We start from the raw sequence: 24,270 nt of genomic DNA on the forward strand, positions 1-24,270 counted from the left end.
GCACACCGGACGGATTGGCTCGAACGTGTCACTCCGGCGTGACCTGATAGGACATCAGGACACCGGCCCGGGGGTCCGTTGCCGACCGTCTCGCCGCACGGCCGCGCCGCCCGTCGGGCCGCGCCGCCCGTCGGGCCTGGGCACCCGTCAGGCCGTCGTGTCCAGGATCTCGCGCACCATGGCCATCGTGGTGCCCGGGTGCAGGAACGCGAAGCGGGCCACCGTCTCGCCCTCCCAGCCCGTCGGCGTCACGAAGCCGACCTGGCCGGCGAGGAGGCGGTCGGACCATGCGGTGTAGTCCTGCGCGGTCCAGCCGGTCCGGCGGAAGACGACGGCGGACAACTCGGGGTCGCGGACCAGTTCGAGGTGCGGCGTGGCGCGGACGAGGGCCGCGGTGTCCCGGGCGAGGGTGAGGGCGGTCTCGACGGCCTCGGTGTACGCGCGGGTGCCGTGCACCGCGAGCGAGAACCACAGCGGCAGGCCGCGGGCCCGGCGGGTCAGGTGGTGTGCGTAGTCGGTCGGGTTCCAGACCTGGTTCTCGTCGGTGTGCAGGACGTCCAGGTAACTGGCGTCCTGGGTGTGCACGGCCTGGGCGAGGTGGGGGTTGCGGTAGAGCAGCGCCGCGCAGTCGAAGGGCGCGAACAGCCACTTGTGCGGGTCGATCACGAGCGAGTCGGCGTGCTCGACGCCGGCGTACCTGGCCCGGACCGAGGGCGCGAACAGCCCGGCTCCGCCGTAGGCGCCGTCGACGTGGAACCAGAGGTTGTACTCGCGCGCCACGTCGGCGATGCCGGCCAGGTCGTCGATGATCCCGGCGTTGGTGGTCCCGGCGGTGGCGACGACCGCGGCCACGTCGTGGGGGTGCGGGTCGGCGGCGAGCGCGGCGCCCAGGGCCTCGCCCGTGAGGCGGTGGTCGGTGGTGGGGACGACCAGGGCCTCCGCGCCGATGATGCGCAGCGTGTTGGTGACCGAGGAGTGCGCCTGGTCGGAGACGGCCACGCGGATGCGGTCGTACGCGCCGAGCCCGCGCGCGCTGCGTCCCGTGTCGCGGGCGACGACGAGCGCGGACAGGTTCGCGGCCGATCCGCCGGAGACGAAGCAGCCGCCCGCGGTGGCCGGCATCTCGGCGAGGTCGGCGAGAAGGCGCAGGACCTGGTTCTCGGCGGCTATCGCGCCGGACGCCTCCAGCCACGAGATGCCCTGGAGCGAAGCGCAGGACACGACCATGTCGAACAGCAGCGCGGCCTTGGTGGGCGCGGCCGGGATGAAGGAGAGGAAGCGGGGGCTGTCGCACGAGATGACGGTCGGGGCGAGCTGCTCGGCGTACAGGCGCATCACGTCGGCGGGGTCGTTGCCTTGCTCGCCCAGCAGGCCGGCGAGCACGCGGTCGAGCTTGTCCTTGTCCCCGGGGTGGTCCAGCGGGACCGGGTCGAGCTGGAGGCGCTCGCGCATGTAGGCGAAGACCAGGTCGGTCAGGGCGGGGTCGTAGCTGTGCATCGACATCGGCAGCCGGGCTTCCGTGGAGGGCGGACGTCTGCGGGTCGCGCAGCGTCGGCGGTGCTGGCCCCCGGGCACACGGACGCCCGCCCCGGGTGTGGGCGGGCGTGCGGAACCGCGTGTTCGGGTCGTGGGATCGGCTTGGGAGCGTAACCCGTGGCGCGGTCCGAAAGTCAACCGCGCGCGGCCGGAAATGCCCCCGGCCGACGGAGGGCCGCCCATAAATCAAGCCTGTACAGAAAACCTGTATGGCCATACAGTCCACAGTGACCACGCCCCCGCCCCGCATCGCGAGCCCCCGCGCCGCGACGGCCCGACCCCCGCGCGGAGGTCCCGATGGGACAAGAAGCAGCCGACCGCCACAGCACCCCCACGCCGGAGCGGCACGGGGTCGACACGATCCCGGAGGCCGAGCGCACGGCCCGCCCCCGGGACCTCGTGGCGATCCTGGTCGGCGCCAACCTGGGGTTCACCAACATCGTGTTCGGCTGGCTGGCCGTGTCCTACGGCCTCGGCCTGTGGGCCGCGCTGACCGCGAACATCGTCGGCACGCTGCTCGGCGCCGCCTTCGTGGCACCGCTCGCGCTGGTGGGGCTTCGCTCGGGGACGAACAACTCGGTCGGCTCGGGGGCGTACTTCGGAGTACGCGGCCGCCTCATCGCCTCGGTGATCGGCGTGCTGCTGTCCACCGGCTTCATGGCGGTCACCGTGTGGGCGGGCGGCGAGGCCATCGTGGCGTCGCTGGCGAGGCTGGTCGACCTGCCCGAGACGGACGGCGCGTACGCGGCGGGCTACGCCCTGCTGGCCGCCGCCGCGACACTCGCCGCGGTCTACGGCTTCCGCTGGATCGTGCTGCTCAACCGGCTCGCCGCACCGGTCATGACGGCCGTCATCGTGCTCGGGCTGGCCGCCTTCTGGACGAAGATCGACTTCTCCGCGCCGGGCGACCCGTCGGCGTACGCGCTCGGCTCGTTCTGGCCCACCTGGCTGCTCGCCATGGTCAGCACCGGCATCGCCGGCCCGGTCTCCTTCGTCACACTGACCGGCGACTGGACGCGCTACATCTCACCGCGCCGGCACAGCGGGCGCGCGGTCGTGCGCGCGACCGGGCTCGGCATGGTCGCGGGCCTCGTCGTCCCGCAGGTGTTCGGCGTGCTCACCGCCGTCGCCACCTTCGACCCCGACGCCGGCTACGTCGCGGGCCTCGTGCACGCCGCACCCGCGTGGTTCCTGGTGCCGATCCTGGTCTGCGGCCTCGTCGGCGCGCTCGGCCAGTCCGGCATCGTGCTCTACAGCATGGGCCTCGACCTCGACGCGATCCTGCCGCGCCTGAGCCGCGTCGCGTCCACCGTGCTTGTCGCCGCGACGTCTATCGGCCTGGTCTTCCTCGGCAAGTTCGTGTGGGACGCGGAGGAGTCGGTCACCACCTTCGTGCTGGTCCTGACCTCGCTCGCGACACCATGGGCGGCGATCACGCTGACCGGCATGGCCCGTACGCGCGCCCGGTTCAGCGAGCCGGACCTCCAGGTGTTCAACCGGCGCCGCCGCGGTGGCGCGTACTGGTACACGGCGGGCTGGAACCTGCCCGCGACGGTGTCGTGGGTGGTGGGCAGTGCCGTCGGGCTGCTGTCGAACTCGTCGTCGTCCTTCACCGGACCGATCGCCGACCTGTGCTCGGGCGTCGACGTCAGCTTCTTCACCTCGGGAGTCGCGGGGGTGGTGTGCTACCTGCTGCTCACCACCGCCGTGCGCCCCCGGACCCCGGCCGCGTCGTCGGAGCCGTCGGAGCCGTCGGAGCAGTCGGAGCCGTCGGCGACGATGCCGCCGACGGTCACGGCAGAAGCAGCCGGGCCAGGACGTCGATGAGCAGTTCGCGGGCCATCTCCGGCGGCACCGCCGGGTCTTCCAGGACGATCGGGAGCCCGATCCCGTCGACCACCGCGAGGGCCTGCCGCGCGACCCGCTCGGGATCCGCGTCGGCCCGGAAGCGCCCGCTCGCGACGCCGTCCGCGACCGTCCCGGCCAGCAGCGCGCGCCACTTCGCGTTGTCCGCCAGCACCTCGGCCCGCCACTCGGGGTCGCGCTGCGCCCAGCGCCACGCCTCGACCCACAGCTGCCAGGCGTAGGGGGCCGCCTCGTCGGCGAAGCCGACCACGAACGAGCACGCCTTCTGCATGCGCTCCCAAGGGTCGGCCAGGTCCGCCACCGCCGCGCGTACGCCGTCCAGGTCGCGCTTCGCGGCGTACCGGAACGCCGCCATCAGCAGGTCCTCGCGGTTGCCGAAGTAGTACTGCAGCGTGGAGATCGGTACGCCGGACACCTCGGAGACGTCCGCGAACCGTGTGGCGTCCGCGCCGCGTTCGCCGATCACGACGCACGCGTGTGCGAGCACGTCCTCGCGCTTGCGCCCGGACCGGCGGCCCCCTCGGCGCAGGGGAGCGGGCGGGAGGGCGGAGGCGGGGGAGTCGGACACGTCCATGTGTCTATCACGCGCGTGCCGACCGCTGTGACGTGCGGGGGCGGGCGCCGCGGGGACCTGGTGGGCGCACGCGGGGGTGTGCCCCGGCACGCGCCCGGGTGCATGCCCGCACCGCCCGCCGAGTGGCTCTAGGCTGCCCGCCATGACCGATGCCGAGAGCCGCCGCGCGATCAACGAGGCCATCAACTCGCTCAAGCGGTTCGTCAACAGCAGGCAGTTGGACGCGCTGCACGCGGCCCGTTCGGGGGTCGCGCTGAATCTCGTCGCGATCGGGATCCTGCACCGGGTGATCGACCACGGCCCGATCCGGCCGACCGAGCTCGCGGAGCTGGCCGACATCCAGCCCGCGGCGCTGAGCCGGCAGATCCGGATCCTCGAGGAGGGCGGCCACATCGTGCGGACCGGCGACGCCGAGGACGGCCGGGTCTCGCTCGTCGAGGCGACCGCCGAGGGCCGCGCGGCGTACGACAGCTTCGCGGCGGCCAACGACACCCTGCTCGCCGAGCAGCTGAAGGGCTGGACGGCCGAGGAACTGGGCGGTCTGGCGGCGCAGATGCAGCGCCTGGTGGCCGACCTGCGCGGCGTGCGGCGGCCGGGGGAGTCCGCCACCGGAACTAATTGACATGGTTAAGTAGTCGGGTTACGTTCCCGGGGTCGTACGCTCGCCAACCACTCCGGGGAGACAGTCGTGGCCTGGGACTTCAGCACCGACCCGGAGTTCGCACGCGAACTCGAGTGGATCCGCGCCATGGTCGTGGACGAGATCGAGCCCCTCGACCTCGTCCGCCACCGCATGAGCCCGGCCACCTGGCGGGCCGTCACCGACCCGCTCAAGCAGCGCGTCAAGGACCGCGGCCTGTGGGCCGCGCACCTGGACCCGGAACTCGGCGGCCAGGGCTTCGGGCAGGTCCGGCTCGCGCTGATGCACGAGGTGCTGGGCCGCACCGGCTCGGCACCGAACATCTTCGGCAACCAGGCGCCCGACTCGGGCAACAGCGAACTCCTCGCGGTGGGCGCGAACGACGAGCAGAAGAAGCGCTGGTTGTGGCCGCTGCTCGACGGGAAGCTCACCAGCTGCTTCTCACTCACCGAGCCGCACGCCGCCGGGTCGGACCCGACCGGCATCAAGACGCGCGCGGTGCGGGACGGCGACGCGTACGTCATCGACGGCCACAAGTGGTTCGCCTCCAACGCCTCCCGCGCGGACTTCGTCCTGGTCTTCGCGGTCACCGACCCCGACGCGGAACGGCACCGCCGCGCCTCGATGTTCGTCGTCGAGCGCGGCACGCCAGGCATGGAGATCGTGCGCGACGTGCACACCATGCACCACCCGTACGAGGGCGAGGCGACCCGCAACCTCGGCGGCCACGCCGAGATCCGCTTCACCGGCTGCCGGGTCCCGGCCGACCACATGATCGGCGACCCCGGCGACGCGTTCGTGCTCGCGCAGAAGCGCCTCAACGGCGGGCGCATCCACCATGCGATGCGCTGGATCGGGCAGTGCCGGCGGGCGTTCGACATGCTGTGCGAGCGCGCGGTCTCGCGCACCTCGCACGGGAAGCGGCTGGCCGACCAGCAGTTGATCCAGCAGATGGTCACCCGGTCGAACATCGAGATCGAGGCGTTCCGGCTGCTGACCCTCAAGGCCGCGTGGACCTGGGACAACGAGGGCCCCAAGGCCGCGCGCCAGGCGGTCTCCGAGGTGAAGTACTGGGGCGCGCAGATCCTGCACGACGTCGTCGACCGGGCGATCCAGGTGCACGGCGCGCTCGGCTACTCGACCGACCTGCCGTTGGAGGAGATGTACCGGCTCGCCCGCAACTTCCGCCTCTCCGACGGCGCCGACGAGGTGCACATCCAGCAGATCGCCAAGATGATCCTGCGCCGCTACGAGGCCGTCGAGGGCTGGCCCACCGAGCACATCCCCACCCGCCGCACGGAGGCGGAGCGCCGGTACGCCGACTGGCTCGACATCCCGGCGCCGCAGCCGCACCGCACCGGCGGCGCGTCGTGAGCGGTACGCACCCTTCCACCGACCCGCGCGACGACGACCCGGTCCCGCCGCGGCGCCTCGCCGAGTGGGCCGCGAAGGCCGGACTCGTCGACGCCGGAACCCCTTTGACGGTCACTCAGCTCAGCGGCGGGGCCTCGAACCTCACCTACCGCGTCACCGGGGGCGGCCACGACTGGGTGCTGCGGCGCCCACCGGCGCGCGGCGCACTTCCCACGGCGCACGACATGGCGCGCGAGTACCGCGTGCAGGCCGCGCTCGCCGGATCCGGCGTGCCGGTCGCCGCGATGGTCGCCCTCTGCGAGGAACCGGCGGTCCTGGGCGCGCCCTTCTATCTGATGGAGCGCCTCGACGGCGTCTTCCACACCGATGCCGCCGAGGTGGCGGCGCTGCCGGCGCCCGTGGCGCGCGAGGCGGGCGTCAACCTCGTCCGGGTGCTGGCGACCCTGCACCGCGTCGACCCGGCCGGGGTCGGGCTCGGCGCGATGATCCGGCCCGAGCCGTACCTGCACCGGCAGTTGCGGCGGTGGCGGGGGCAGTGGGACCGCGTCGGGTTCGAGGACGTGCCCGCACTCGACGGCCTCCTGCGGCGGCTGGCCGCCGAGGTACCGGAGTCGTCCGCGCTCGGGATCGTGCACGGCGACTACAACCTCGGCAACGTGATGTACCGCGCGGACGACTCCGCCGAGGTCCGCGCGGTGCTCGACTGGGAACTGTCCACGGTCGGCGACGCGGCCGCGGACCTCGGGCAGTTGCTCGCGTACTGGGGGCCCGCGGGACGGCTGCTGAACGCGTACCGCGGCGGGCATCTGCCGGACGCGAACGCGGCGCTGCCGGACCGGCAGGCGCTGGTGGAGGCGTACACCGAGGCCGTCGGAAGGCCGGTGCCCGATCTCGGGTACTACGAGCGCTTCGCGGTGGTGAAGCTCGCCGTCATCTGCGCGGGGGCGCTGGCCCGGGCGAAGGCGCCCGAACCGGAACGGGTGCGGCGCACCGTCGGTCTCGTCGCCGCGCTCGCGGGGATCGCGGAGGCGGTGGGCGCCTGACCGGACGCCGTTGCGTCCTGGCGGGGGTACTTCCGCAGGGTGCGCGGGCGGCGGGCGGGAGACTGCGGGGACGGCGGCCGTGGGCAGGACGAAGGAGGGGGCAGGCCCGCCCCGGCCGGGCCTGCCCCTGTGTCCCGTACGACCATGACGGGACGCTAAGCATCCTGTATGCAACGAGACGCGATACTCCACCGCTCGATCACAAATCCCGAGTGATTTTACCTTTCCAAGGACAACCCTCGGGTTATATGCCCGAGTTACGGTGATATCGAAGCACGCGGCAGGCCCCAACCGGACTTTCGCTATCCCTACAGCGCGGTCATGCGTCCGCCGCTGACCACGAGGGTCTGCCCGGTGACATAGCGCGACGCCGCGGAGCACAGGAACACCGCGCACGGCCCGATGTCCGTCTCGGTGTCGCCGATCCATCCCATCGGGATCAGCGCCGTCACCCGCGGCTCCATCGTCGGGTCCAGCCGCATCGCGTTGTCCAGCGCGGGCGTGACCGCGAGCGGAGCGAGCCCGTTCACCCGGATCTTGTCCGGACCCCACTCGCGCGCCAGCGACTTGACGAAGCCGCGCTGCGCGCCCTTGGCCGCCGCGTAGAACGACAGGTTCGCGCTGCCCTGCATGCCCGCGGGCGACGTCAGCAGCAGGTACGAGCCCGCCGTCGCCTTCAGGTACGGGTGCGCCGCGCGCGCCAGCGTGTACGACGCGACCGAGGCCACCGCCGCGTGCTCGTTCCACAGGTCCACCGGAGCGTGCTCCAGGTCGACCGGTTCGCTCGAACGCCGGCTCGTCGCGTTGTGCACCACCGCGTCCAGCCGCCCGAACTGCTCCACGGCCGCGGCCAGTGCGGCGTCCACCGCCTCGGCGGAGGTCACGTCGCACACCACGCCCGCGGCCGTACCGCCCGCCGCGACGATCGCGTCGGCCACCTCGGCGGCGGCCTCCTTGCGCCGCGCGGTGACCACGACCGAGGCCCCGGCCGCGCCGAGCGCGAGGGCGATGCCCTGGCCCACGCCCGCGGCGGCGCCGGTCACTAGCACGGTCTTGCCGGTGAGGGAGCCGGGCAGCGAGGTGTCGGGCGCGCCCTGGGCGGACGCGTCGCCCGATCCGTTGCGAGAACCGCTGTCGGAAACTGTCACGGCACCATCAGAGCTCCACCGTCGAGTGCGAACGTGCTACCGGTCAGATGCCGTGCGCCGGGCGCGCACAGGAGCAGGACGACGTCCGCGACCGCCTGCGGCGACATCGCGTCCTCGCCGAGCGCGGACTCGCTGCGGTCCACATCCGTGCCGCGCAGCCCCTCGGCCTCCGCGTCCAGGGCGAAGACCGTCGGGGCGAGCAGGTGGACGGTGACGCCGTCGCGCGCCCAGCGCCGCGCCGCCGACTTGCCGAGCGCCCGAAGCGACTCGGCGGCGGTGGCCAGCGGCACCAGGCCGGCGCCGCCCTCGATGGCCACACTCGGCGCCACCAGCACGAACCGGCCGCCGGTCGGGGTGAGGAGGGGGTGCGCGCCCTGCAGGGCCGTCAGGCCGTGCCGGATCGGCTCCTCGGCGAGCCGGTCCCAGTCCTGCGGCGAGAGGTCCACCACGGCGCCGGGGGTCGCCGACCCGGGGGTGTAGGGCGCGTGCACGACCAGGTCCACGCCCGCCGCCACGTCCAGGCCCGCGTCGCGTACGGCCGCCGCCAGGTCGCCGCCCGCCTCGGCGACGGCGACCTGCGCGCCCGCCGCCCGCAAGGTGTCGACGACCGCCGTGGCCACGTCCGACGGGCCCACCACGACCGCCGTGCGCGGACCGTGCCTTCCAGGTTCTCCGGCCACGCCGTACGCCCCTTTCCGGTGGACTTCCCGTCCACCCGCTGCCAACCCACGCGAATTCCCCGTTTTCGGGCCCCGCTCCCGACGCCGCGACGCTAGTTCGGTCTTCGTGCGATGACAAGGCGCCCCGGCCCTCGATGTGATGCCCCGTCAGAAACCCTGGGACCTCGGACAACGGCCGTCCGCCGGGCTGTCCGCCGAGCCGTCTGCCGGTCCGGCCGCCGGCCTGTCCGCCGGCCAGGGTGACCAGTGGTCGCGGCCGCCCGAGAGGCTGCCGGGGGTCTCGCCGGGGGCCTCTGGGGACCGCGTCCGAAGCCGTGTTCGACCCGGGGTCGAACCCCTGTCCGGTCGTGCGCCGAACGGTGAAAACCGGACGCCAGGACTCCAACGGCTGTCGGTGCGGATCCGTAGCCTTGAATCATCCCGGCGGACGACCGGGCGCACGGGCGGGGGAGGCCACGGTGGATGTCACGGCTTTTGTCGCATTGCTCGACGAACTCGATTCGGACGACGGCGCGTTGACCACACGGCTCGGCAACGAACTGCCCGCGCAGGTGCGTCGGCAACGCGACGTGCCCGCGCGACTGGTGCGCGCCCGCACGGTGGTCTACCACTTCCCGGGATCCATACCCACCATCCGTAACTGGCGGCTGACCGGCGCACACGTCGCCTGTCTCGTCGAAGGGGCGGGCCCGGCCCATGGAGTCCTGCGGCTGCTGCGTGGGCTCGCACCCCGGCACGCCTGGGCCTACCTGGACGGAACGCGCGGGCTCGCCGAGTCGATCCGTACCCGCCTCGGCGCCGACCCCGCCGCCTGGGCCCGACTACAGCGCGAACTCGCCGCCTATCCAGGGCTGTTGCCCGAACTGGTGGAAGACGCCGCCAAGGGCGCCAAGGCCGCCGGTGGTCGCGCGGTGCCGCGCGTACCGCCCGCGCCACGCGGAATACGCATCGAGATGCGCCAGTTGCTGATGCTGCTGGACGCCGGGACCCTCGCCGCCCTGATACCGCACCTGGACCGGCGCACGGTCGTCGACCTCGCCCGCTTCGGCGCGCCGCTGCCGCCCGAGACACTGGCCTGGGTGGTCGCCATGGCGTCGCCGCGTGAACGCCTGACGCTCGCGAAGGCGCGCTGGAGCCGCCCCGATCTGGCCGCCGCGCTGGTCGAGTTGGACGACACCGACATCAACGCCGCGGTGTACCTCAACGCGCACACCTCGGTCGCGGTCCGCGCGCGCATCATGGCCGCGGCCGACCGTGTGCCGCTGCACTCGTCGGTCCTCGCCCGCGTACGCGACAACACAAGCCGCTCGATGCGGTTGCCGGCCCTGTGGTCGGGCGATCCGCTGCTGGTGCGCGCGGCCCTGCTGCGCCGCGACCACACCTCCAGTTCCCCGCAGGAGTGCCTGCGCGCGTGGGAGCGCGAGGGCTACGACGCGCTGGCCGCGCTCTTCCGGCCGTACTCGTACGAACAGGGCGCCGCCCCCGCGCCGTTCCGGCTGCCGCGCTACCGCTCGATGCTGCTCGCCGCCGTGGAGGGCGTATGGCGGCGGCACGGTGTGCAGGAGGCCGCCCGCCTGGTGCACGAACTGCCCGTGACACCACGCGACAAGCAGCATTTCGCCGAGCTGTTCGTCCAGGAGGACGGCCCCGAGCGACTGCGCTCCGAGATCGCCGCGAAGACCGCTCCGCGCGTCCTCGTGAAACGGCTGCGCAGGCCCAGCCCCACGCAGTTGTGGCCGCTGATCGAGTCGCCGTGGATCGACTGGCCGACCGTGGAGCGGGCCGAGCACGCGCAGCCGCTGTCCGGCGCCGCCTGGGGGCTGCTCGCGAGCAGCCCGGGCTGCCCCGACCGCGTGGTGCCCGAAGTCGTCGACCTGTCGGGCGAGTCCGCGGTCGCCGGTGCGGGCCGCTGGCCGACCGGCCCCGACGTCATCGTGCCGCGCGAGTGGACCGGCAACGGCTACACGGTGGCCGAACCGGCGCGGCGCGGCAGCGCGATGCCGCCGGATCACCTGTTCCGCGCGGTCGCCCCGGCGGCGCGGGCGCTCAACACGTACGGCTGCCTCACCGAGCTGACCGCGGCCGCCCCCGGCTCGCTGCGCTACCACGACCATCTGCGCGAGCTGGTCGGCCGCCACCTGGGCTCGTCGACCGAGGCGCGCGTCGTCGCGATGCGCCTGCTCCCGGACTTCACCGGGACCACCGAGGAACTGCTCGCGACGGCGGCCGCCATGACCCTTGTCGATGTCAAGTAACACTCCTAGGGTGACGGATCGTCATATCCGTACGCACCCGTAGGGGCCCCGCATGTCCGATCGCGCCAAGAAGGTCGCCGCCGCCGAGAACCTCCTGGCAATGCTTTCCAGCCAGGATCTGGACGGCATCATGGCCGCCTACGCCGCCGAGCCCACGGTCCACGACCCGGTCGGCACGGAGCCCAAGGTCGGGCGCGAAGCGGTGCGGGCGTTCTACGAGTCGGTGGTCCCGCTCAAGCCGACCGCCACGCTGCTCGGCCCGGTGACCGTGTCCGGCGACTACGCGGCGTTCCAGTTCAAGCTGGAACTCACCATCGGGGACAACCTGGTGACGGTCTACGCCACCGAGATGCTGCGGTTCGACGAAGCACTGCTGGTCACCGAGATGACCGCGGTCCCGGACCTGGAGGCGGCCGCGGGCTGAGCCGCGGCCTGCGAAACGTTTCGGCGACGGGCGGTGACCGGAACGGTTGCCGCCCCTCGCCGCGTTTGGCCGGATTCGCTCCGCGGAGCGGATAACAATTGCGCTGGAGAGGTGATGTCGTACAACCGAATCAATAGCATCCCCCTGCATGAGCACTTCCCCTGATGCAGCCTCACCTCTGCCCACCCGCAACCAGGGTTTGCCCACCCGCGTTCCCACCGGCCGACCGGGCGGGCGCCACCGCAGACCAGAGGCACCGGAGATCCCGCAGGGCGCGCCGCCGCTCGTCCTCGCCGTCCCCGGCCCCGCCAACCCGGCGCTCGACGAGGTGGTACGCGAGGTCGCCCTGCTCGCCAGAGCTGGCCGCCCCGGACTGGACATCCGCCCCGCGCTGCTCGGCGAGGGCGCGACCGACCTGACGCCCGTGCTGGGACCCGTGGCCGGCCCCGCCGCCCCCGAGTCCGCCGACGCGTTCACCGCCGACTCCGCCGACGGTTACACGGCCGAGTTCACCGACGAGCCGGGTGGCTTCGACGTGGACGCGCCGGAGGCCGGGCGCACCCCGGAGACCGCCGACGAGGCCCGGGAAGCGGCCCAGGAGGCCGCTCAGGAGGCCGCTCGGGAGGCCGCCGACCGGGTCGCGGCCGACGTGCCGGCCTCCGCGGGCCCCGCCGTCGTCGTACCGCTGCTCATCGGGCCGCACCCGGAGATCGAGGCGCGGGTCCGGGCGACCGTCGAGGCGTCCGGGCGCCACCTGTTGGTGACCGAGCCGCTCGGCCCGCACCCGCTGCTGGCCGAGGCGCTGCACGAACGCCTGTCCGAGGCCGGGCTCGCGCGCGCCGACCGGGCACGCCTGTTCACGGTCGTCACCGCCGCCGACGGCATTGTGCTCGCCACCACCGGCGGCGCGGAGGCGCTGCAGTCCGCGGACATGACCGGCGTTCTGCTGGCGGCCCGGCTCGCGCTGCCGGTCGTCACCGCCGACCTGGAGGTCCCCGGGTCGGTGGCGCGGGCGGCCGCGGGCCTGCGGCAGATGGGCGCCGAGCGCCTGGCGCTCGCGCCGTACGTACTCGGCCCCGACCTCGAGCCCGGTCTCGTCGAGGCGGCCGCCGAGGAGGCCGGCTGCACCGCGGCCGAGTCGCTGGGCGCACACGGCGCGATAGCGCAACTGGTGCTCCGCGCCTACCTGGACGCGGCCGGGATCCGCGACTGAGCGGAGCCGAGAGACAGACCGTACGGAAAGGGCGGGACCCGGGGGAGTCCCGCCCTTTGGCATGTCCGCACGGCGCGACCGCTCGGGGTCCCATGCGCGGCCGGGGTTCGGGGACTCCACATGCGTCCGCCGCATTGCGGCCTCCGTTTGGGGGCGCCGTTCGACAGTTCCGCATGGGGCCTGAGCCGGGAGCTCCGCCGGGGGGACCGTCGGGATGTCCGCTGAGAGGTCCGCTGGAAGGTCCGCCTGGAGGTCCGCCGGGATGTCCGCTCCGGATCGTCTGAGCGGGTTGTTCGCGGCCGCATCACTCCCCGTCCGGCGTGCCGGGGCTCGCAAACGGCTTTTTCCCGTGGGATGTTGCGTTCAGAAAAGAACGGAAAAGCAGTGCATTGTCCGGAACATCGACGATTTCCGGACGCTTCCCGGCGGGCAGGAGAACGATCAGCCATGAGAATCGACCTCTTCCGATCGCGTGCCCGCGTCGCACTGGTCGCGGCGGGCTGCGCGGCCGCCCTGGCCGCGTGCTCCTCCGGAGATGCCGGCGACGTCCAGCGTGACGGTGCCTCGGCTCCCCGGGGGCCGCAGGCGCCCGGCGACGCCGCCCACCGCGCCGCACCCGCGCCCGCGCCCGGGGCGCCGGCCCCCGGGACGTCCCCCGCGGCGCCGGCGGGGACCCAGCGCTTCACGCTGGTGGCGACGGGCGACGTGCTGGCCTACCCGTCGATCATGCAGCAGGCGCAGGCCGACGCCGGCGGCAACGGCTACGACTTCCACAAGATCTACGCCGGCGTGCTCCCCATCGTGCGCGACGCCGACGTCTCGCTCTGCCACATGGAGACCGTGTACGGAAAGCCGGGCGGCCCGTTCACCGGCTACCCGCTGTTCAAGGCCCCGCCGCAGATCGCCCGCACACTCGCCGACACCGGCTACGACGGCTGCTCGACGGCGTCCAACCACACCCTCGACGACGGCTTCTCGGGCATCGAGCGCACGCTCGGCGAACTCGACACCGTCGGCGTCCGGCACGCGGGCTCGGCGCGCAGCGCCGAGGAGGCGGCCGCGCCGACGATCCTGGACGTCAAGGGCGTCAAGGTCGCCCACCTGTCGTGGACGTACGCGACCAACGGCATCCCGCTGCCCGCGGACAAGCCCTGGGCCGTCAACGTCGTCGACGTCTCGCGCATCGTCGAGGAGTCGCGCGCGGCCCGCCGCGCCGGTGCCGACATCGTGGTCCTCAGCATGCACTGGGGCACCGAGTGGCAGCGCAAGCCCGACTCCGACCAACTCGCCTGGGCCCGCGAGTTGACCGCCTCCAACGACGGCGGCCGCAAGGACGTCGACCTGATCCTCGGCACCCACAACCACGTCCCGCAGCCGTACGCCAAGGTCAACGGCACGTGGGTGGTCTACGGCATGGGCGACCAGATGGCCAACTTCCCCGGCCAGGACAAGATGGCCGGCAACTACAGTTCGATCGCCCGCTTCACCTTCGCGCGCGGCGCGGACGGCGGCTGGGCGGTCGAACAGGCCGAGTTCCTGCCGCAGTTCAGCGACCCGGGCCCGCCGTTCCGCATCGTCAACATCAACGCCGAGATCGCCGCGGGCTCGCCGCGCGCCGGGGCGTACCAGGCTCCGCTGGAGTCGATCCGGGCCGCCGTGCTGTCCGAGGGGGCGGCGGCCGACGGGCTGCGGGAGTCCGCCGACGGACGGTGATTTCGCCGGGCAGCCGGCGATTTCACGGGTGGTTACGTCGGATTTACCGCGGAAGTCTTGGAACGAACGCGCGTAGACCCTAGGGTCGTGCGCCGTATCTCCGCGCGTTTCGTACTTGTGCCCGAGACAGTTCCCAGGATTTTCCCAGGAGCGAAAATGACAGTTCTCCGGCGTCGGCACCGCGGGTGGCTCGCGGTGGCCACTGTGGCCGCAGCGAGCCTCATAGGCGGCCTGACCACTGCGGCACCGGCCTCGGCCGACCGCGGCGCGCCGTCCCGCACGATGGACCTCCAACTGCTCGCGATCAACGACCTGCACGGCAACCTCGAACCGCCGCAGGGCAGTTCGGGGAACATCACGGAGATCGGACCCGACGGCGCACCCAAGGCCACCCCCGCGGGCGGCGTCGAGTACCTCGCGACGCAGCTCAAGACGGCCCGCGCCAAGAACCCCAACTCGCTCACCGTCGCGGCCGGCGACATGATCGGCGCCAGCCCCCTGCTGTCCGGCCTGTTCCACGACGAGCCCACCATCGAGGCGCTCAACGGCCTGGGCCTGGACGTCAGCTCGGTCGGCAACCACGAGTTCGACGAGGGCCGCGCCGAGCTGCTGCGCATGCAGAACGGCGGCTGCCACCCGAAGGAGGGCTGCTACAAGCCCAGCGGCGCGGAGTTCGGCGGCGCCGACTTCGAGTACCTCGCCGCCAACGTCGTCGACCAGCGCACCGGCCTGCCGATCATGGCGCCGGTCGGCATCAAGTACGTCAACGGCGCCTGGGTCGGGTTCATCGGCATGACGCTGGAGGGCACGCCCGACATCGTCACCGCCGAGGGCGTGAAGGGCCTCAGGTTCAAGGACGAGGTCGAGACCGCCAACCGCTACACCAAGCTGCTCAAGCTGCTCGGCATCAAGTCCATCGTCGTGCTGCTGCACGAGGGCGGCCTGCCGTCGAGCAACGTCTACAACTACGACTGCAACGCGGGCGGCTCACTCGGACTCAGCGGCCCGGTCGTCGACATCGCCAAGAACCTCGACTCCGAGATCGACGCCGTCGTCACCGGCCACACGCACCAGTCGTACGTGTGCAGCATCCCCGACCCCAAGGGCCAGCCCCGCCTGGTCACCAGCGGCGCGTCCTTCGGCCGCCTCTACACCGAGATCAACCTGACGTACGACATGCGCACACGCGACATCGTGCGCACCAAGGTCGCCGCGGCGAACCACGTCGTACGTCGTGACGTCGCCAAGGACCCGGTGATGACCTCGGTCATCACCGAGTGGAACAAGCTCGCGGCCCCGGTCGCGAACCGCCAGGTCGGCTGGATCGCCGGCAAGATCGACGGACGCGGCTCCACCGCACCGGAGAGCCCGATGGGCGACCTGATCGCGGACGCGCAACTGGAGGCGACCGCCGCACCGGACAAGGGCGCCGCGCAGCTGGCGTTCATGAACCCGGGCGGCATCCGCAGCGACTTCGCGTACGAAGGCCCCGAGGGCAACGGCGTCGTCACGTACGCCGAGGCGTTCACCGTCCAGCCGTTCACCAACATGATGGTGACGCAGACCCTCACCGGGCAGGCGATCCTCGACGTGCTGGCCCAGCAGGTCACCGGCGCCAACGCGGCGAACCCGCGCTGGCTCCAGGTCTCGAAGGGCTTCACCTACACCGTCGACCGGTCGCAGACCGGCGCCGCGAAGATCGTCGCGGGCAGCGTCAAGCTCAACGGCGAGCCGATCGACCCGGCGAGGACCTACCGCGTCTCGGTCAACGAGTTCCTGGCCGGCGGCGGCGACGGCTTCCCGGCCCTCGCGACCGGCACGGACAAGCTGGTGGGCTCCTCCGACCTGGACGCCCTGCTCGCCTACCTGGGCGCGCACTCGTCCGCGACCGCCCCGCTCCCGGTCCCGGCCGCGGACCGGATCACCTTCACCGGCTGACCGCCTGACCGCGTGACCGGCTGACCGGTTGCCTGGTTGACCGCCTGACCGGGTTGCTCCTCGGGTCACTCGGCCCGCTCGGCCGGGCAGCACGGACGATCTGACGGGCAGACAGAACGAGGGCCCCGCACACCTTCTGGGTGTGCGGGGCCCTCGTCATCGGGTGACGGTGCCACGTGCGGTTGTGCCGCGTCTGGGGGTGGACCGGACCTCAGGCCACGCGGCGCAGGGCCGCCGTGACGCGCGATGTCGCGACCGACCGGGCATACCGACGGCGGCGCGCGATGATCGCGAGGAGCGGGCCGTGGGCGTAGGGCGATGCGGGGGCGGCGGTCGTCGGGGCGGCGGAGCGGGGCTGGGTCGCGGTCGTCATGGCACTTCTCGTTTCGGTCGGTGACCGTTCCTGGGGGGAGCGGCGCTGACGAGATCAAATTTATGCGTCGGGCCCGACACCGGGCGTCCCCCGCAGGTCGGCGATTGCCGGGCCTCCACTGGTGGGCCTCGGCGGCGATACGTACGACTTGAGGAGGAGGGCACCGCGTGATCCGTCTCAGGGTCACCCCGGAGCTTGAACCCTTGCATCCGTGCATGTATCTCTGGTGCGCGGCCGCGATCCCCACCGCGGCCCGCAGGGGAGGAGTCCGCCATGACCTTGGATCCGCGTACGCCGGTGCTCGTGGGAGCGGCCGCCGTCCAGCAGCGGGACGACCGGCCGGGGGGCGGGCTCGACGCCATCGGACTCATGACCGCGGCCACCGAGGCCGCCGCGGACGACGCCGGGCCGGGCGGCAAGCTGCTGGCGGCGCTGGACCGGGTGCTGATCCCGCGCGGCATGTGGGGGCCGGGGGACCCCGGACGCCGCATCGCCGGCCGGTTCGGCGCCGGGGGCGCGCGTACGCTCGTCGCCGAACTGGGTGTGCTCCAGCAGACGCTGCTCACCCACGCGCAGACCCTGATCGCGGCCGGCAACGCGGATGTGGTGCTGGTCACGGGCGCCGAAGCCGGGTATCGCGACCGCAAGTTGCGCGGCACGGGGCTCCCGTCGATCACCGAGCCGCTGCCGAACACGCCGCCCGACCAGGTGCTCAGCCCGGTGGGCGACATCCTGCACCGCATCGAGATCGAGCGCGGACTGCCCGTCCCGGTGCGGCAGTACGCGATTCTGGAGTCGGCCCTGCGGCACGCCGAGGGGCTGTCCCTGGAAGACCACGCGGCGCGCGTCGCCGAGTTGTGGTCGCGGTTCGCGGACCGCGCGGTCGACAACCCCGACGCATGGCACCGCGCGCCGGTCGGCGCCGACGTGATCGCCGCCTCGTCGGCGGCGAATCCGATGATGGCCCGCCCGTACACGCGTACGCACTGCTCGCGCGCGGGCGTCGACCAGGGGGCCGGGCTGATCCTGTGCTCGGCGGAGGCCGCGGAGCGGTACGGAGTGCCGCGCGACCGCTGGGTGTTCCCCTGGGCCGCGGCGGAGTCGAACCAGATGGTGCCGATCGTCGCCCGGGCGCAGCTGCACCGGTCGCCGGGGTTCGCGGCGGTGGGGGCCTGGCTCACCGCGTACACGGGTGTCGCGGCGTCGGATGCCACGTATGTGGACCTCTACAGCTGCTTCCCGGCCGCTGTGCGCATCCAGGCCGCCGAACTCGGGCTGGAGGACCGGCAGGACCTGACGGTGACCGGCGGCATGTCGTTCGCGGGCGGACCGCTCAACAGCTATGTGCTCCAGTCGACGGTCGCGATGGCGAAGGTGCTGCGCGGCGACCCCGCGGCCACCGGACTTGTGACGTGCGTGTCGGGGATGGTCACCAAGCAGGCGGGCGCGGTGTGGTCGGCGACGCCGCCCGCCACACCGTTCCACGGGGAGGACCTGTCGGCGCGTACCGCCGAGGCCGCGACGACGTGCGAGGTCGTCGGGGACTACCGGGGATTGGGCGCGGTGGACGGCTACACGGTCGTGGAAGGACCGGAGGGTCCGACGCAGGCCGTCGCGGTCGTCGCGGTGCCGGGCGGCGCGCGCACGGTCGCGACGTCGACGGACCCCGATGTCGTCGCGGCGTTCTGCGAGGGCGAGTGGGTCGGCAGGCATGTGCACGTGACGGAGGCCGAGTTGGCGCTGTGAGGCGCGGGGCGCGCGGTCAGTGGCCTTCGGGGTAGTGGACGTCGATCTGCCATGCGGCGCGCTGTACGGCGGTCAGGCGCTGTTCGGCCATGCGCCGCGTGATGTCCTGCGGTACGAGGCAGTCCGCGCACGCCTCGGGCCCCGCCACGACGGTCAGTGACACGGCGAAGTCGCCGGTGCGCGCGATGTCGAGGCGGTAGTCGTCGGCCGCAAGGCCGTTCGCGAGCGGGGCGAGGGCGGCGGTGAGGGCCTCGTCCGTGGGGGCCCCGTCGGTGGGAGCCGGGTCGGTCGGGGGCCCGTCGGTGGGGGCGTTGGTGCGGGCGTTGGTGTTGGATGCGTTGGGCGAGGCGGTCACGCGCGTACCTCCGGCTTCGCGGTGAAGAGTTCGAGCGTGCGCTCGACGGCATCGGCGGCCATGGCGTCGAGCTGCGCGTCGGAGGAGCCGCCGAGAGGGCCGGGCACGGTGAGGACGCGGGCCTGCGGGAGCCCGTACAACGCGGTGACCTGCTCGGCCAGTTCGGTGAACCCGGCGGTGGCCAGGAGGACGGTCGGCAGGCCGAGCTGCTCCAGTTCGACGGTGTCGTGCGCGCTCCAGGAGGTGCACGAACCGCAGTCGGCCGATCCGGTGATGACCAGGTCGGCTTCGGCGCGCAGGCGTTCGACGACCTCGGGTTCGGCGGGCAGGGCGGCGCTGACCTTGGCGATCTCCAGGGTCACGGTGGCGCCGGTGCGCTCGGCGACCAGGCGGGCGATCGCGCCCTGGATGTACCCGGCGTGCGGCTTGAGGTTGTCGAGGACGGCGATGCGCTTACCGGACAGGAGTTCGGGGCTCGGCGCCAGCTCCTTGGCGGGCGTGCCGACGCGGCCCTCGGGGGACAGGATCTCGATCATCTGGGGTCCTTCTGCGGTCCGGCCGGCATGCGGCGGCGGGGGTGCGGCGGTGGAGGTATGACGGCGGGGGTGCGGCGGCAGGGGGCGACGGCAGGGTGCGGGTGGGGGTGCGCGGGTGGGGGCGGGGTGGCGTCAGGCGAACGGGACGGTGACGCTGCGGGTGCGGCCCCAACTCGGCACGACGAACGACTGCTTGCCCGGACCGCCGGACACCAGCACACGGATGTTCTCCGGGTGGTCGGTCATGGGCATGAGGTCGTCGTCGCGGAGTGCCTTCATCCACGGGCGCCACAGGTTGGCGGTGAAGTGCGCGCGGAAGTCCCCGGCGGGACGGCGGGCCTTCTCGTACAGGTACGACTGCACGTCCTGCCGCGCCCACCCCGCGCCCGCGATCGTCGCGGCGTGCTCGGGGCCCAGGACGACGAAGTACTCCGCGTCGGACACCACCGCGTTGTTGGTGCCGAACGTCGCCATCACGGTCGCGGCCTTGTCCAGGATCCCGGCGGGCTCGCGGCTCTCCATGTCGTGGAAGTTGTGCGGATTCTCCATGCCCGCGACCGTCACCGCGCTGGCGGTGTCGAGGCCGAGGGTGCGCGGGTACGCGGGCCACGGGCTCGCCGCGGTGTTCTCCGCGAAGCAGAAGGTGTACTTCGACGGTTGGCCGTGTGTGGAGGCGTCGCCGAGGCCGGCGCCGTCGTGGCCCTTCGCGGTGCCGCCCGCCACGTGCATCATCACGAAGCGCACCGCGCGACCGAGGGTGGCGTTGGCGCGGTTGCCCGGGCCGAGCGTCCCCGTTCCGGCGTTGAAGCCGCAGCGTTCGACGGCCTCGCCGTGCACGAGGACCATCGCCGAGACCGGGTGCGTGGTCGAGTTGACGCCACGCAGGTTGAACTCGGGGGCGACGAGGCCGCGTACGGCGGCGACGAGGACGGGCAGCAGGTTGGGGGTGCACCCGGCCATCACGGCGTTGACCGCGAGGACGCGCGGCGTGGCCTCGCCGAGTCGGGGCGCGAGCGTGCCGATGATTTCGTCGGGGTCCCCGTCGTAGGCCGCGAGCATCGCGTCGACGCGCTGCGGAGTGGGGGCCACGACGGGAAGGCCGTCGCCCCAGCCCCGGGATTCGAGGAAGGCGTACAGGGCTTCGGGGGACTCGTCGGCGATGGTGAGGGCGGTGTCGAGGGTTGTCACACGCAAGAAGTTAGCCTGACGAGTCGTCAGGTTCAATGGTGGTGTTCGATAATCCGAATCACATAATTGATTTGTCGAACACAACGGAAACAACTGCGCAAGGAGTCCCTGTGGCTGTGGACATCGATCTGGGCGGGCGAACGGCGCTGGTCACCGGCGGCGGCGCGGGCATCGGGCGGGCGGTGTGCGTCTGGCTGGCCCGGGCCGGGGCCGACGTGGTGGTCGCCGACCTGCGCGGGGAGGCCGCCGAGGAGACCGCCGCGCTAGTGGCGGCGGAGGGCGTACGGTCCCTCGCGTGCGCGTTCGACGCGACCGATCCCGCACAGGTGGCGCGCGTCGTCGACGCGGCCGTTGCGGAGTTCGGCGGGATGGACATCGCCGTCAACAACGTGGGGATGACGGCCGGTCACGGTGCGTCGGCATTCGTCGACTGGACGCCGCAGGGGTTGCGTGACGTGGTCGGCGTGAACCTGATGGCGACGGCGTACTCGTGCCAGGCGGAGGCGCGGGCGATGATCGCGGGCGGCCGGGGCGGCTGCATCGTGAACGTGAGTTCGGGGGAGACCACGCGGCCCGCGCCCGGACTCGCCCCGTACGGTGCGGCCAAAGCCGCGGTGAACCACCTGACGCAGACCCTTGCCGTGGAGTTGGCGGCGCACCGCATCCGGGTCAACGCGGTGGCGCCGGGGACGACGCTGACCGAGCAGGTCGCGGCGTCGCTGACCCCCGAGTTCCAGGCGGCGCTGCTGGGGGCCATCCCGCTGGGGGCGTTGTCCGAGCCGGACGACATGGCCCGGCTGGTGCTGTTCGTGGTGTCCGACCTCGCGGCGCACACGACCGGGCAGTTCCTGCTGTCGGACAACGGGGCGTTCTTGTCGCGGAGCCGACCGGCGTACGACGTGAAGTGACGTCACTTGTCGGACGGCGGCAGCGGGTTCGGCTCTGTGTTCGGCTCTGTGTTCGGCTCCGGGTTCGGCTCTGTGACCGGCTTTCCGTCCGGCTTCCTGTCCGGGGCCGTGTCCGGCTCCGCGTCCGGGACTGGGTCCGGAGCCGTGCGCCGCGGGCGGATCCGTGCCAGGTCCCGGGCGACGGCGTTCAGCCATGTCTCCAGGTCGATCATCAGCGGCAGGGCGGCGCTGTCGCGTCCGGCGGTCTCGTCACCCCCGGGCGCGAGCAGTGCCGCCGGGACGACCTGCTCATATCCCGGCTGCGGCGCCGCGTTCACCCGGCCGTCCAGCACCTCGGCGGCGAGAACCCCGCATGCCTGCGCCAGTTCACGGCCGCGTGCGGTGAACGCCGAAATCGCGTCCGGCGCCCTGGGGCGCGGGGACTGACGGTGGCCGTCCAGGAGTTCCTGGGCACCCAACAGCGCGTGGTGCGCCGCGATGAGGACGGCCTGCAAGTCGATCGGCCGCCGGACGCGCGGGCCCTGGGCCTCACCCTGCAACTGCGCGAACGACGACTGCGCGAGCCGCAGGGCGTGCCGGGTGTCTGCGACGGACGGCGGCGTGGCTGGGACGGCATGCGGAGTGTCTGCCGCGGATGCCGCAGTGTCTGCCGCGGACGGCGAGGCGCCTGCGACGGGTGGCGGGCCGGGCGGGTCGACGTCGTGCAGCATCGCGGACGTCGTCGCCTCGACGGTGTGGCCCAGACTGCGCAGCAGACGCGCCATGGCCCGCAGCACTTCTGAACTCGCGCCGCGCGGCCACGCCAACACCCCGCACACCAGGCCGATCAGGCAGCCGGTGGCCACGTCCAGAATGCGCGCCTGGGCCAGCTCCCAGTTCGCGGGCGCCAGTTGCGCGAACGCGGACGCGACCACCAGCGTGAACAACCCCTGAGCCCAGGCCACGCCGAGCATCGGCCCGACCGAGAAGGCGATCAGCATCGCGGGGGCGAGCACCGCGGCGTACGCGCCCGTGTGCTGCCCGAATCCGATCAGCAGACCTGCCGCGGCCAGAGCGCCCGCGAACGTGCCGACCAGGGCCAGGCGGACATTGCGCCAGGTCCCCATGGCGCTGGTGCGGGTCAGGGTCAGCACCGCGAGCAGCACCCAGAACCCGTGGGCCAGATCTAGGGCCCCCGCGGTCAGGCGGGCGAGCGACAGGCCGACGGTGATCCGGACGGCGTTCTGGAAGTACACCGAGCGCGGTGTGAGGTTCCCGCGTACGCGCCGCCAGTACAGGGACGGCGTGGACCGGCGTGCGTACCAGAACACCGACTCCGGATGCAGCGGACGGGCCCGGCGGCCGTCGACCGCGACGCGTACCGACGACTTCACGATCTGCGCGGACACCGAGGTGGCCAGGACGGCTGCCTGGTGGCGCAGCACCCCCGGCGGCGGACGCGTGGCGGCCGGGCGGCGGGCCTGCGCCAGACGCTCGTCCTGGAAAGCCTCGATCGCCTCGTCCATGCGGGTGGGCGGAGGCGCCGGACCGCCGCGCAGCGCGCGTTCGGTGTGCCGGCAGCTCTCGGCCACGCGCGTGAGCAGCGAACGCGAGGCCTGATCGCGTACGGCCGGCGCCCGGACGTCCAAAGCCTGCAACTGCGCGAGCAGTTCACGGGTCGCGCTGCCCGCCTGGGCGAGGGCGCGATTGGTGCGGCCCGCCCCGGCGGGACGCTCGGCGGGCGGCAGCAGCGCCGGGCGCAGGGCTTCTCCCGCGTCTGAGAGGCGGTCCAACGGGGTGTCCGGTGCGGTTTCCAGTGCGGTTTCCAGTGCGGTGTCCGGTGAGATGTCCGGTGAGGTGTGCGAGGGATTGGCAGGTGCGTTGGTCGGCCCCTGCCTCGGCTCGGCGGCCAACTTCGCGGCGGCCAGGCCCGCGGTGCGGATCGCATCGGCGAGGAGGCGGCGGTACGGCTTCTCCGGGCCGGGCACCGGCAGCACCCACGCCTCGGCGGCGGCGAGCAGGAGCATGCCGATCGCCGCCCCCGCCAGCCGTCCGGGCAGGTGGTCCGGGGCGTACGGCGGGAACGACGGCAAGATGTACATCAGTTGGAGCCCCGGCGCGGCACCGGCCGGGCGAGGTCCCGCGACGGGGGCGAACGCGAGGCAGAACCCCACGACCACCATGCCTGCGACCGCCGCCGCGGTGTGCACGGCGAGCGCCGTACCCATCGCGACCAGGCCGAGGGCGACGGGGAGGGCGGCCAGGACGACCGTCGCCCGCTGGCGTCCCGAACCGGGGATCCGCGAGAGCGCGCCCATGGCCACAGCGCCGAACAACGCGTAGATGGCCGTTTCGGGGCGGCCGAACGCGTACCGGCACGCGTAGAACCCGAGCGAGGCGGCCAGCGTGACCCGAAGCGCGCGACGCACAATCTGCCGGCGGTCCGGGAGGTCCGGGAGGTCCGGGAGGTCCGGGCGGTCGTCGGCGGGTCTGCCGGTTGTCGCCATTGCTTGTCCCGTCACCAGGTACGCGGCCTGTCGGGCCGGGGCTCTCTCCGGCTCCCCGACTGCCATTGTCGGCCGTGGCACCCCGACACGCAGCCGGGAGGTGGGGCCAGTGGCACCTGGAACGGGTGGCAGTTGGTGGGTGGTGTTCCGTGGGGGCGGCGCTACGCATGGGTGGCGCTACGCATGGGCGGCGCTATGCATGGGTGGCGCTGCGAACGGGAGGTGTTACGTATGGGTGGCGCTATGCATAGGTGGCGCTCGTCGGCCGCTTGAG

The 24,270-nt window shown here is 72.9% G+C and carries 20 protein-coding genes; 11 read left to right on the forward strand and 9 right to left on the reverse strand.

What is annotated here, in order from left to right; translation table 11 throughout:
* Positions 1-147: 147 nt before the first annotated feature.
* On the reverse strand, positions 148-1,503 hold the full coding sequence (locus AB0C36_RS01125) for a pyridoxal phosphate-dependent decarboxylase family protein (protein WP_358347349.1): 1,356 nt from the start codon (positions 1,501-1,503) through the stop codon (positions 148-150).
* 330 nt (positions 1,504-1,833) lie between these two features.
* Here AB0C36_RS01125 and AB0C36_RS01130 point away from each other — a divergent pair, with 330 nt between their 5' ends.
* Positions 1,834-3,363, forward strand: coding sequence for a purine-cytosine permease family protein (locus AB0C36_RS01130; protein ID WP_358347352.1), 1,530 nt, complete (start codon positions 1,834-1,836; stop codon positions 3,361-3,363).
* Here the strand turns inward: AB0C36_RS01130 and AB0C36_RS01135 are convergent.
* A complete protein-coding gene (locus tag AB0C36_RS01135; protein ID WP_358347355.1) occupies positions 3,329-3,970 on the reverse strand; it encodes a TetR/AcrR family transcriptional regulator in 642 nt (213 codons plus the stop codon). The two genes, AB0C36_RS01130 and AB0C36_RS01135, sit on opposite strands and share 35 nt — an antisense overlap.
* A gap of 148 nt (positions 3,971-4,118) precedes the next feature.
* On the opposite strand from AB0C36_RS01135, the gene AB0C36_RS01140 reads away from it, so the two are divergent.
* The 3 genes from AB0C36_RS01140 (at position 4,119) to AB0C36_RS01150 (ending at position 7,033) form a co-directional block, all read left to right on the forward strand.
* Positions 4,119-4,598, forward strand: coding sequence for a MarR family winged helix-turn-helix transcriptional regulator (locus tag AB0C36_RS01140; RefSeq protein ID WP_358347358.1), 480 nt, complete (start codon positions 4,119-4,121; stop codon positions 4,596-4,598).
* A gap of 66 nt (positions 4,599-4,664) precedes the next feature.
* Complete coding sequence (locus tag AB0C36_RS01145) at positions 4,665-5,990, forward strand: acyl-CoA dehydrogenase family protein (RefSeq protein ID WP_358347360.1); 1,326 nt, start codon at positions 4,665-4,667, stop codon at positions 5,988-5,990.
* Positions 5,987-7,033 (forward strand): phosphotransferase family protein, encoded by a 1,047-nt coding sequence (locus AB0C36_RS01150; RefSeq protein WP_358347363.1) that lies wholly within the window; start codon positions 5,987-5,989, stop codon positions 7,031-7,033. Before AB0C36_RS01145 ends, AB0C36_RS01150 begins: the two co-directional genes overlap by 4 nt.
* A gap of 308 nt (positions 7,034-7,341) precedes the next feature.
* Here the strand turns inward: AB0C36_RS01150 and AB0C36_RS01155 are convergent, their stop codons facing one another.
* Both AB0C36_RS01155 and AB0C36_RS01160 read right to left on the reverse strand, forming a co-directional pair.
* The gene (locus tag AB0C36_RS01155) at positions 7,342-8,181 is read right to left on the reverse strand and encodes an SDR family NAD(P)-dependent oxidoreductase (RefSeq protein WP_358347365.1); all 840 of its coding nucleotides are present in this window, start codon (positions 8,179-8,181) and stop codon (positions 7,342-7,344) included.
* On the reverse strand, positions 8,178-8,861 hold the full coding sequence (locus AB0C36_RS01160; RefSeq protein ID WP_358347367.1) for an SDR family oxidoreductase: 684 nt from the start codon (positions 8,859-8,861) through the stop codon (positions 8,178-8,180). Before AB0C36_RS01160 ends, AB0C36_RS01155 begins: the two co-directional genes overlap by 4 nt.
* 458 nt (positions 8,862-9,319) lie before the next feature.
* On the opposite strand from AB0C36_RS01160, the gene AB0C36_RS01165 reads away from it, so the two are divergent.
* From AB0C36_RS01165 to AB0C36_RS01185, 5 genes are all read left to right on the forward strand, one after another.
* Positions 9,320-11,116, forward strand: coding sequence for a hypothetical protein (locus AB0C36_RS01165; RefSeq protein WP_358347370.1), 1,797 nt, complete (start codon positions 9,320-9,322; stop codon positions 11,114-11,116).
* 52 nt (positions 11,117-11,168) lie between these two features.
* Positions 11,169-11,540 carry a nuclear transport factor 2 family protein gene (locus AB0C36_RS01170; protein WP_358347372.1) on the forward strand — a complete coding sequence of 124 codons (372 nt, stop codon included), beginning with the start codon at positions 11,169-11,171 and terminating at the stop codon, positions 11,538-11,540.
* 148 nt (positions 11,541-11,688) lie between these two features.
* Positions 11,689-12,753: a sirohydrochlorin chelatase gene (locus AB0C36_RS01175; protein ID WP_358347375.1), complete on the forward strand. Its 1,065-nt coding sequence runs from the start codon at positions 11,689-11,691 to the stop codon at positions 12,751-12,753.
* 447 nt (positions 12,754-13,200) lie between these two features.
* A complete protein-coding gene (locus AB0C36_RS01180) occupies positions 13,201-14,466 on the forward strand; it encodes a CapA family protein (RefSeq protein WP_358347378.1) in 1,266 nt (421 codons plus the stop codon).
* 156 nt (positions 14,467-14,622) lie between these two features.
* Positions 14,623-16,404 (forward strand): bifunctional metallophosphatase/5'-nucleotidase, encoded by a 1,782-nt coding sequence (locus AB0C36_RS01185; RefSeq protein WP_358347381.1) that lies wholly within the window; start codon positions 14,623-14,625, stop codon positions 16,402-16,404.
* 211 nt (positions 16,405-16,615) lie between these two features.
* Here the strand turns inward: AB0C36_RS01185 and AB0C36_RS01190 are convergent, their stop codons facing one another.
* On the reverse strand, positions 16,616-16,777 hold the full coding sequence (locus tag AB0C36_RS01190) for a hypothetical protein (protein ID WP_358347383.1): 162 nt from the start codon (positions 16,775-16,777) through the stop codon (positions 16,616-16,618).
* Between the two features lie 273 nt (positions 16,778-17,050).
* On the opposite strand from AB0C36_RS01190, the gene AB0C36_RS01195 reads away from it, so the two are divergent.
* On the forward strand, positions 17,051-18,523 hold the full coding sequence (locus AB0C36_RS01195) for a hypothetical protein (protein WP_358347386.1): 1,473 nt from the start codon (positions 17,051-17,053) through the stop codon (positions 18,521-18,523).
* A 16-nt stretch (positions 18,524-18,539) separates the two neighbouring features.
* On the opposite strand, the gene AB0C36_RS01200 is transcribed toward AB0C36_RS01195, so the two are convergent.
* The 3 genes from AB0C36_RS01200 to AB0C36_RS01210 all read right to left on the reverse strand — a co-directional run bounded on the left by AB0C36_RS01200 (position 18,540) and on the right by AB0C36_RS01210 (position 20,602).
* Positions 18,540-18,878 carry a hypothetical protein gene (locus AB0C36_RS01200; RefSeq protein WP_358347389.1) on the reverse strand — a complete coding sequence of 113 codons (339 nt, stop codon included), beginning with the start codon at positions 18,876-18,878 and terminating at the stop codon, positions 18,540-18,542.
* Positions 18,875-19,414 (reverse strand): UGSC family (seleno)protein, encoded by a 540-nt coding sequence (locus AB0C36_RS01205; RefSeq protein ID WP_358347392.1) that lies wholly within the window; start codon positions 19,412-19,414, stop codon positions 18,875-18,877. The genes AB0C36_RS01200 and AB0C36_RS01205 overlap by 4 nt, the downstream gene beginning before the upstream one ends.
* Before the next feature lie 132 nt (positions 19,415-19,546).
* Positions 19,547-20,602 (reverse strand): hypothetical protein, encoded by a 1,056-nt coding sequence (locus tag AB0C36_RS01210; RefSeq protein WP_358347395.1) that lies wholly within the window; start codon positions 20,600-20,602, stop codon positions 19,547-19,549.
* A gap of 110 nt (positions 20,603-20,712) precedes the next feature.
* Between AB0C36_RS01210 and AB0C36_RS01215 the strand changes: the two genes are divergently transcribed.
* Entirely contained in the window at positions 20,713-21,510 is a 798-nt protein-coding gene (locus AB0C36_RS01215; protein WP_358347398.1) for an SDR family NAD(P)-dependent oxidoreductase, read from the forward strand.
* A gap of 2 nt (positions 21,511-21,512) precedes the next feature.
* Here the strand turns inward: AB0C36_RS01215 and AB0C36_RS01220 are convergent, their stop codons facing one another.
* Positions 21,513-23,996 (reverse strand): FUSC family protein, encoded by a 2,484-nt coding sequence (locus tag AB0C36_RS01220; RefSeq protein WP_358347401.1) that lies wholly within the window; start codon positions 23,994-23,996, stop codon positions 21,513-21,515.
* Between the last annotated feature and the right edge of the window lie 274 nt (positions 23,997-24,270).

This window comes from Streptodolium elevatio (assembly GCF_040649515.1).
In the GTDB taxonomy this organism is placed as follows: domain Bacteria; phylum Actinomycetota; class Actinomycetes; order Streptomycetales; family Streptomycetaceae; genus Yinghuangia; species Yinghuangia elevatio.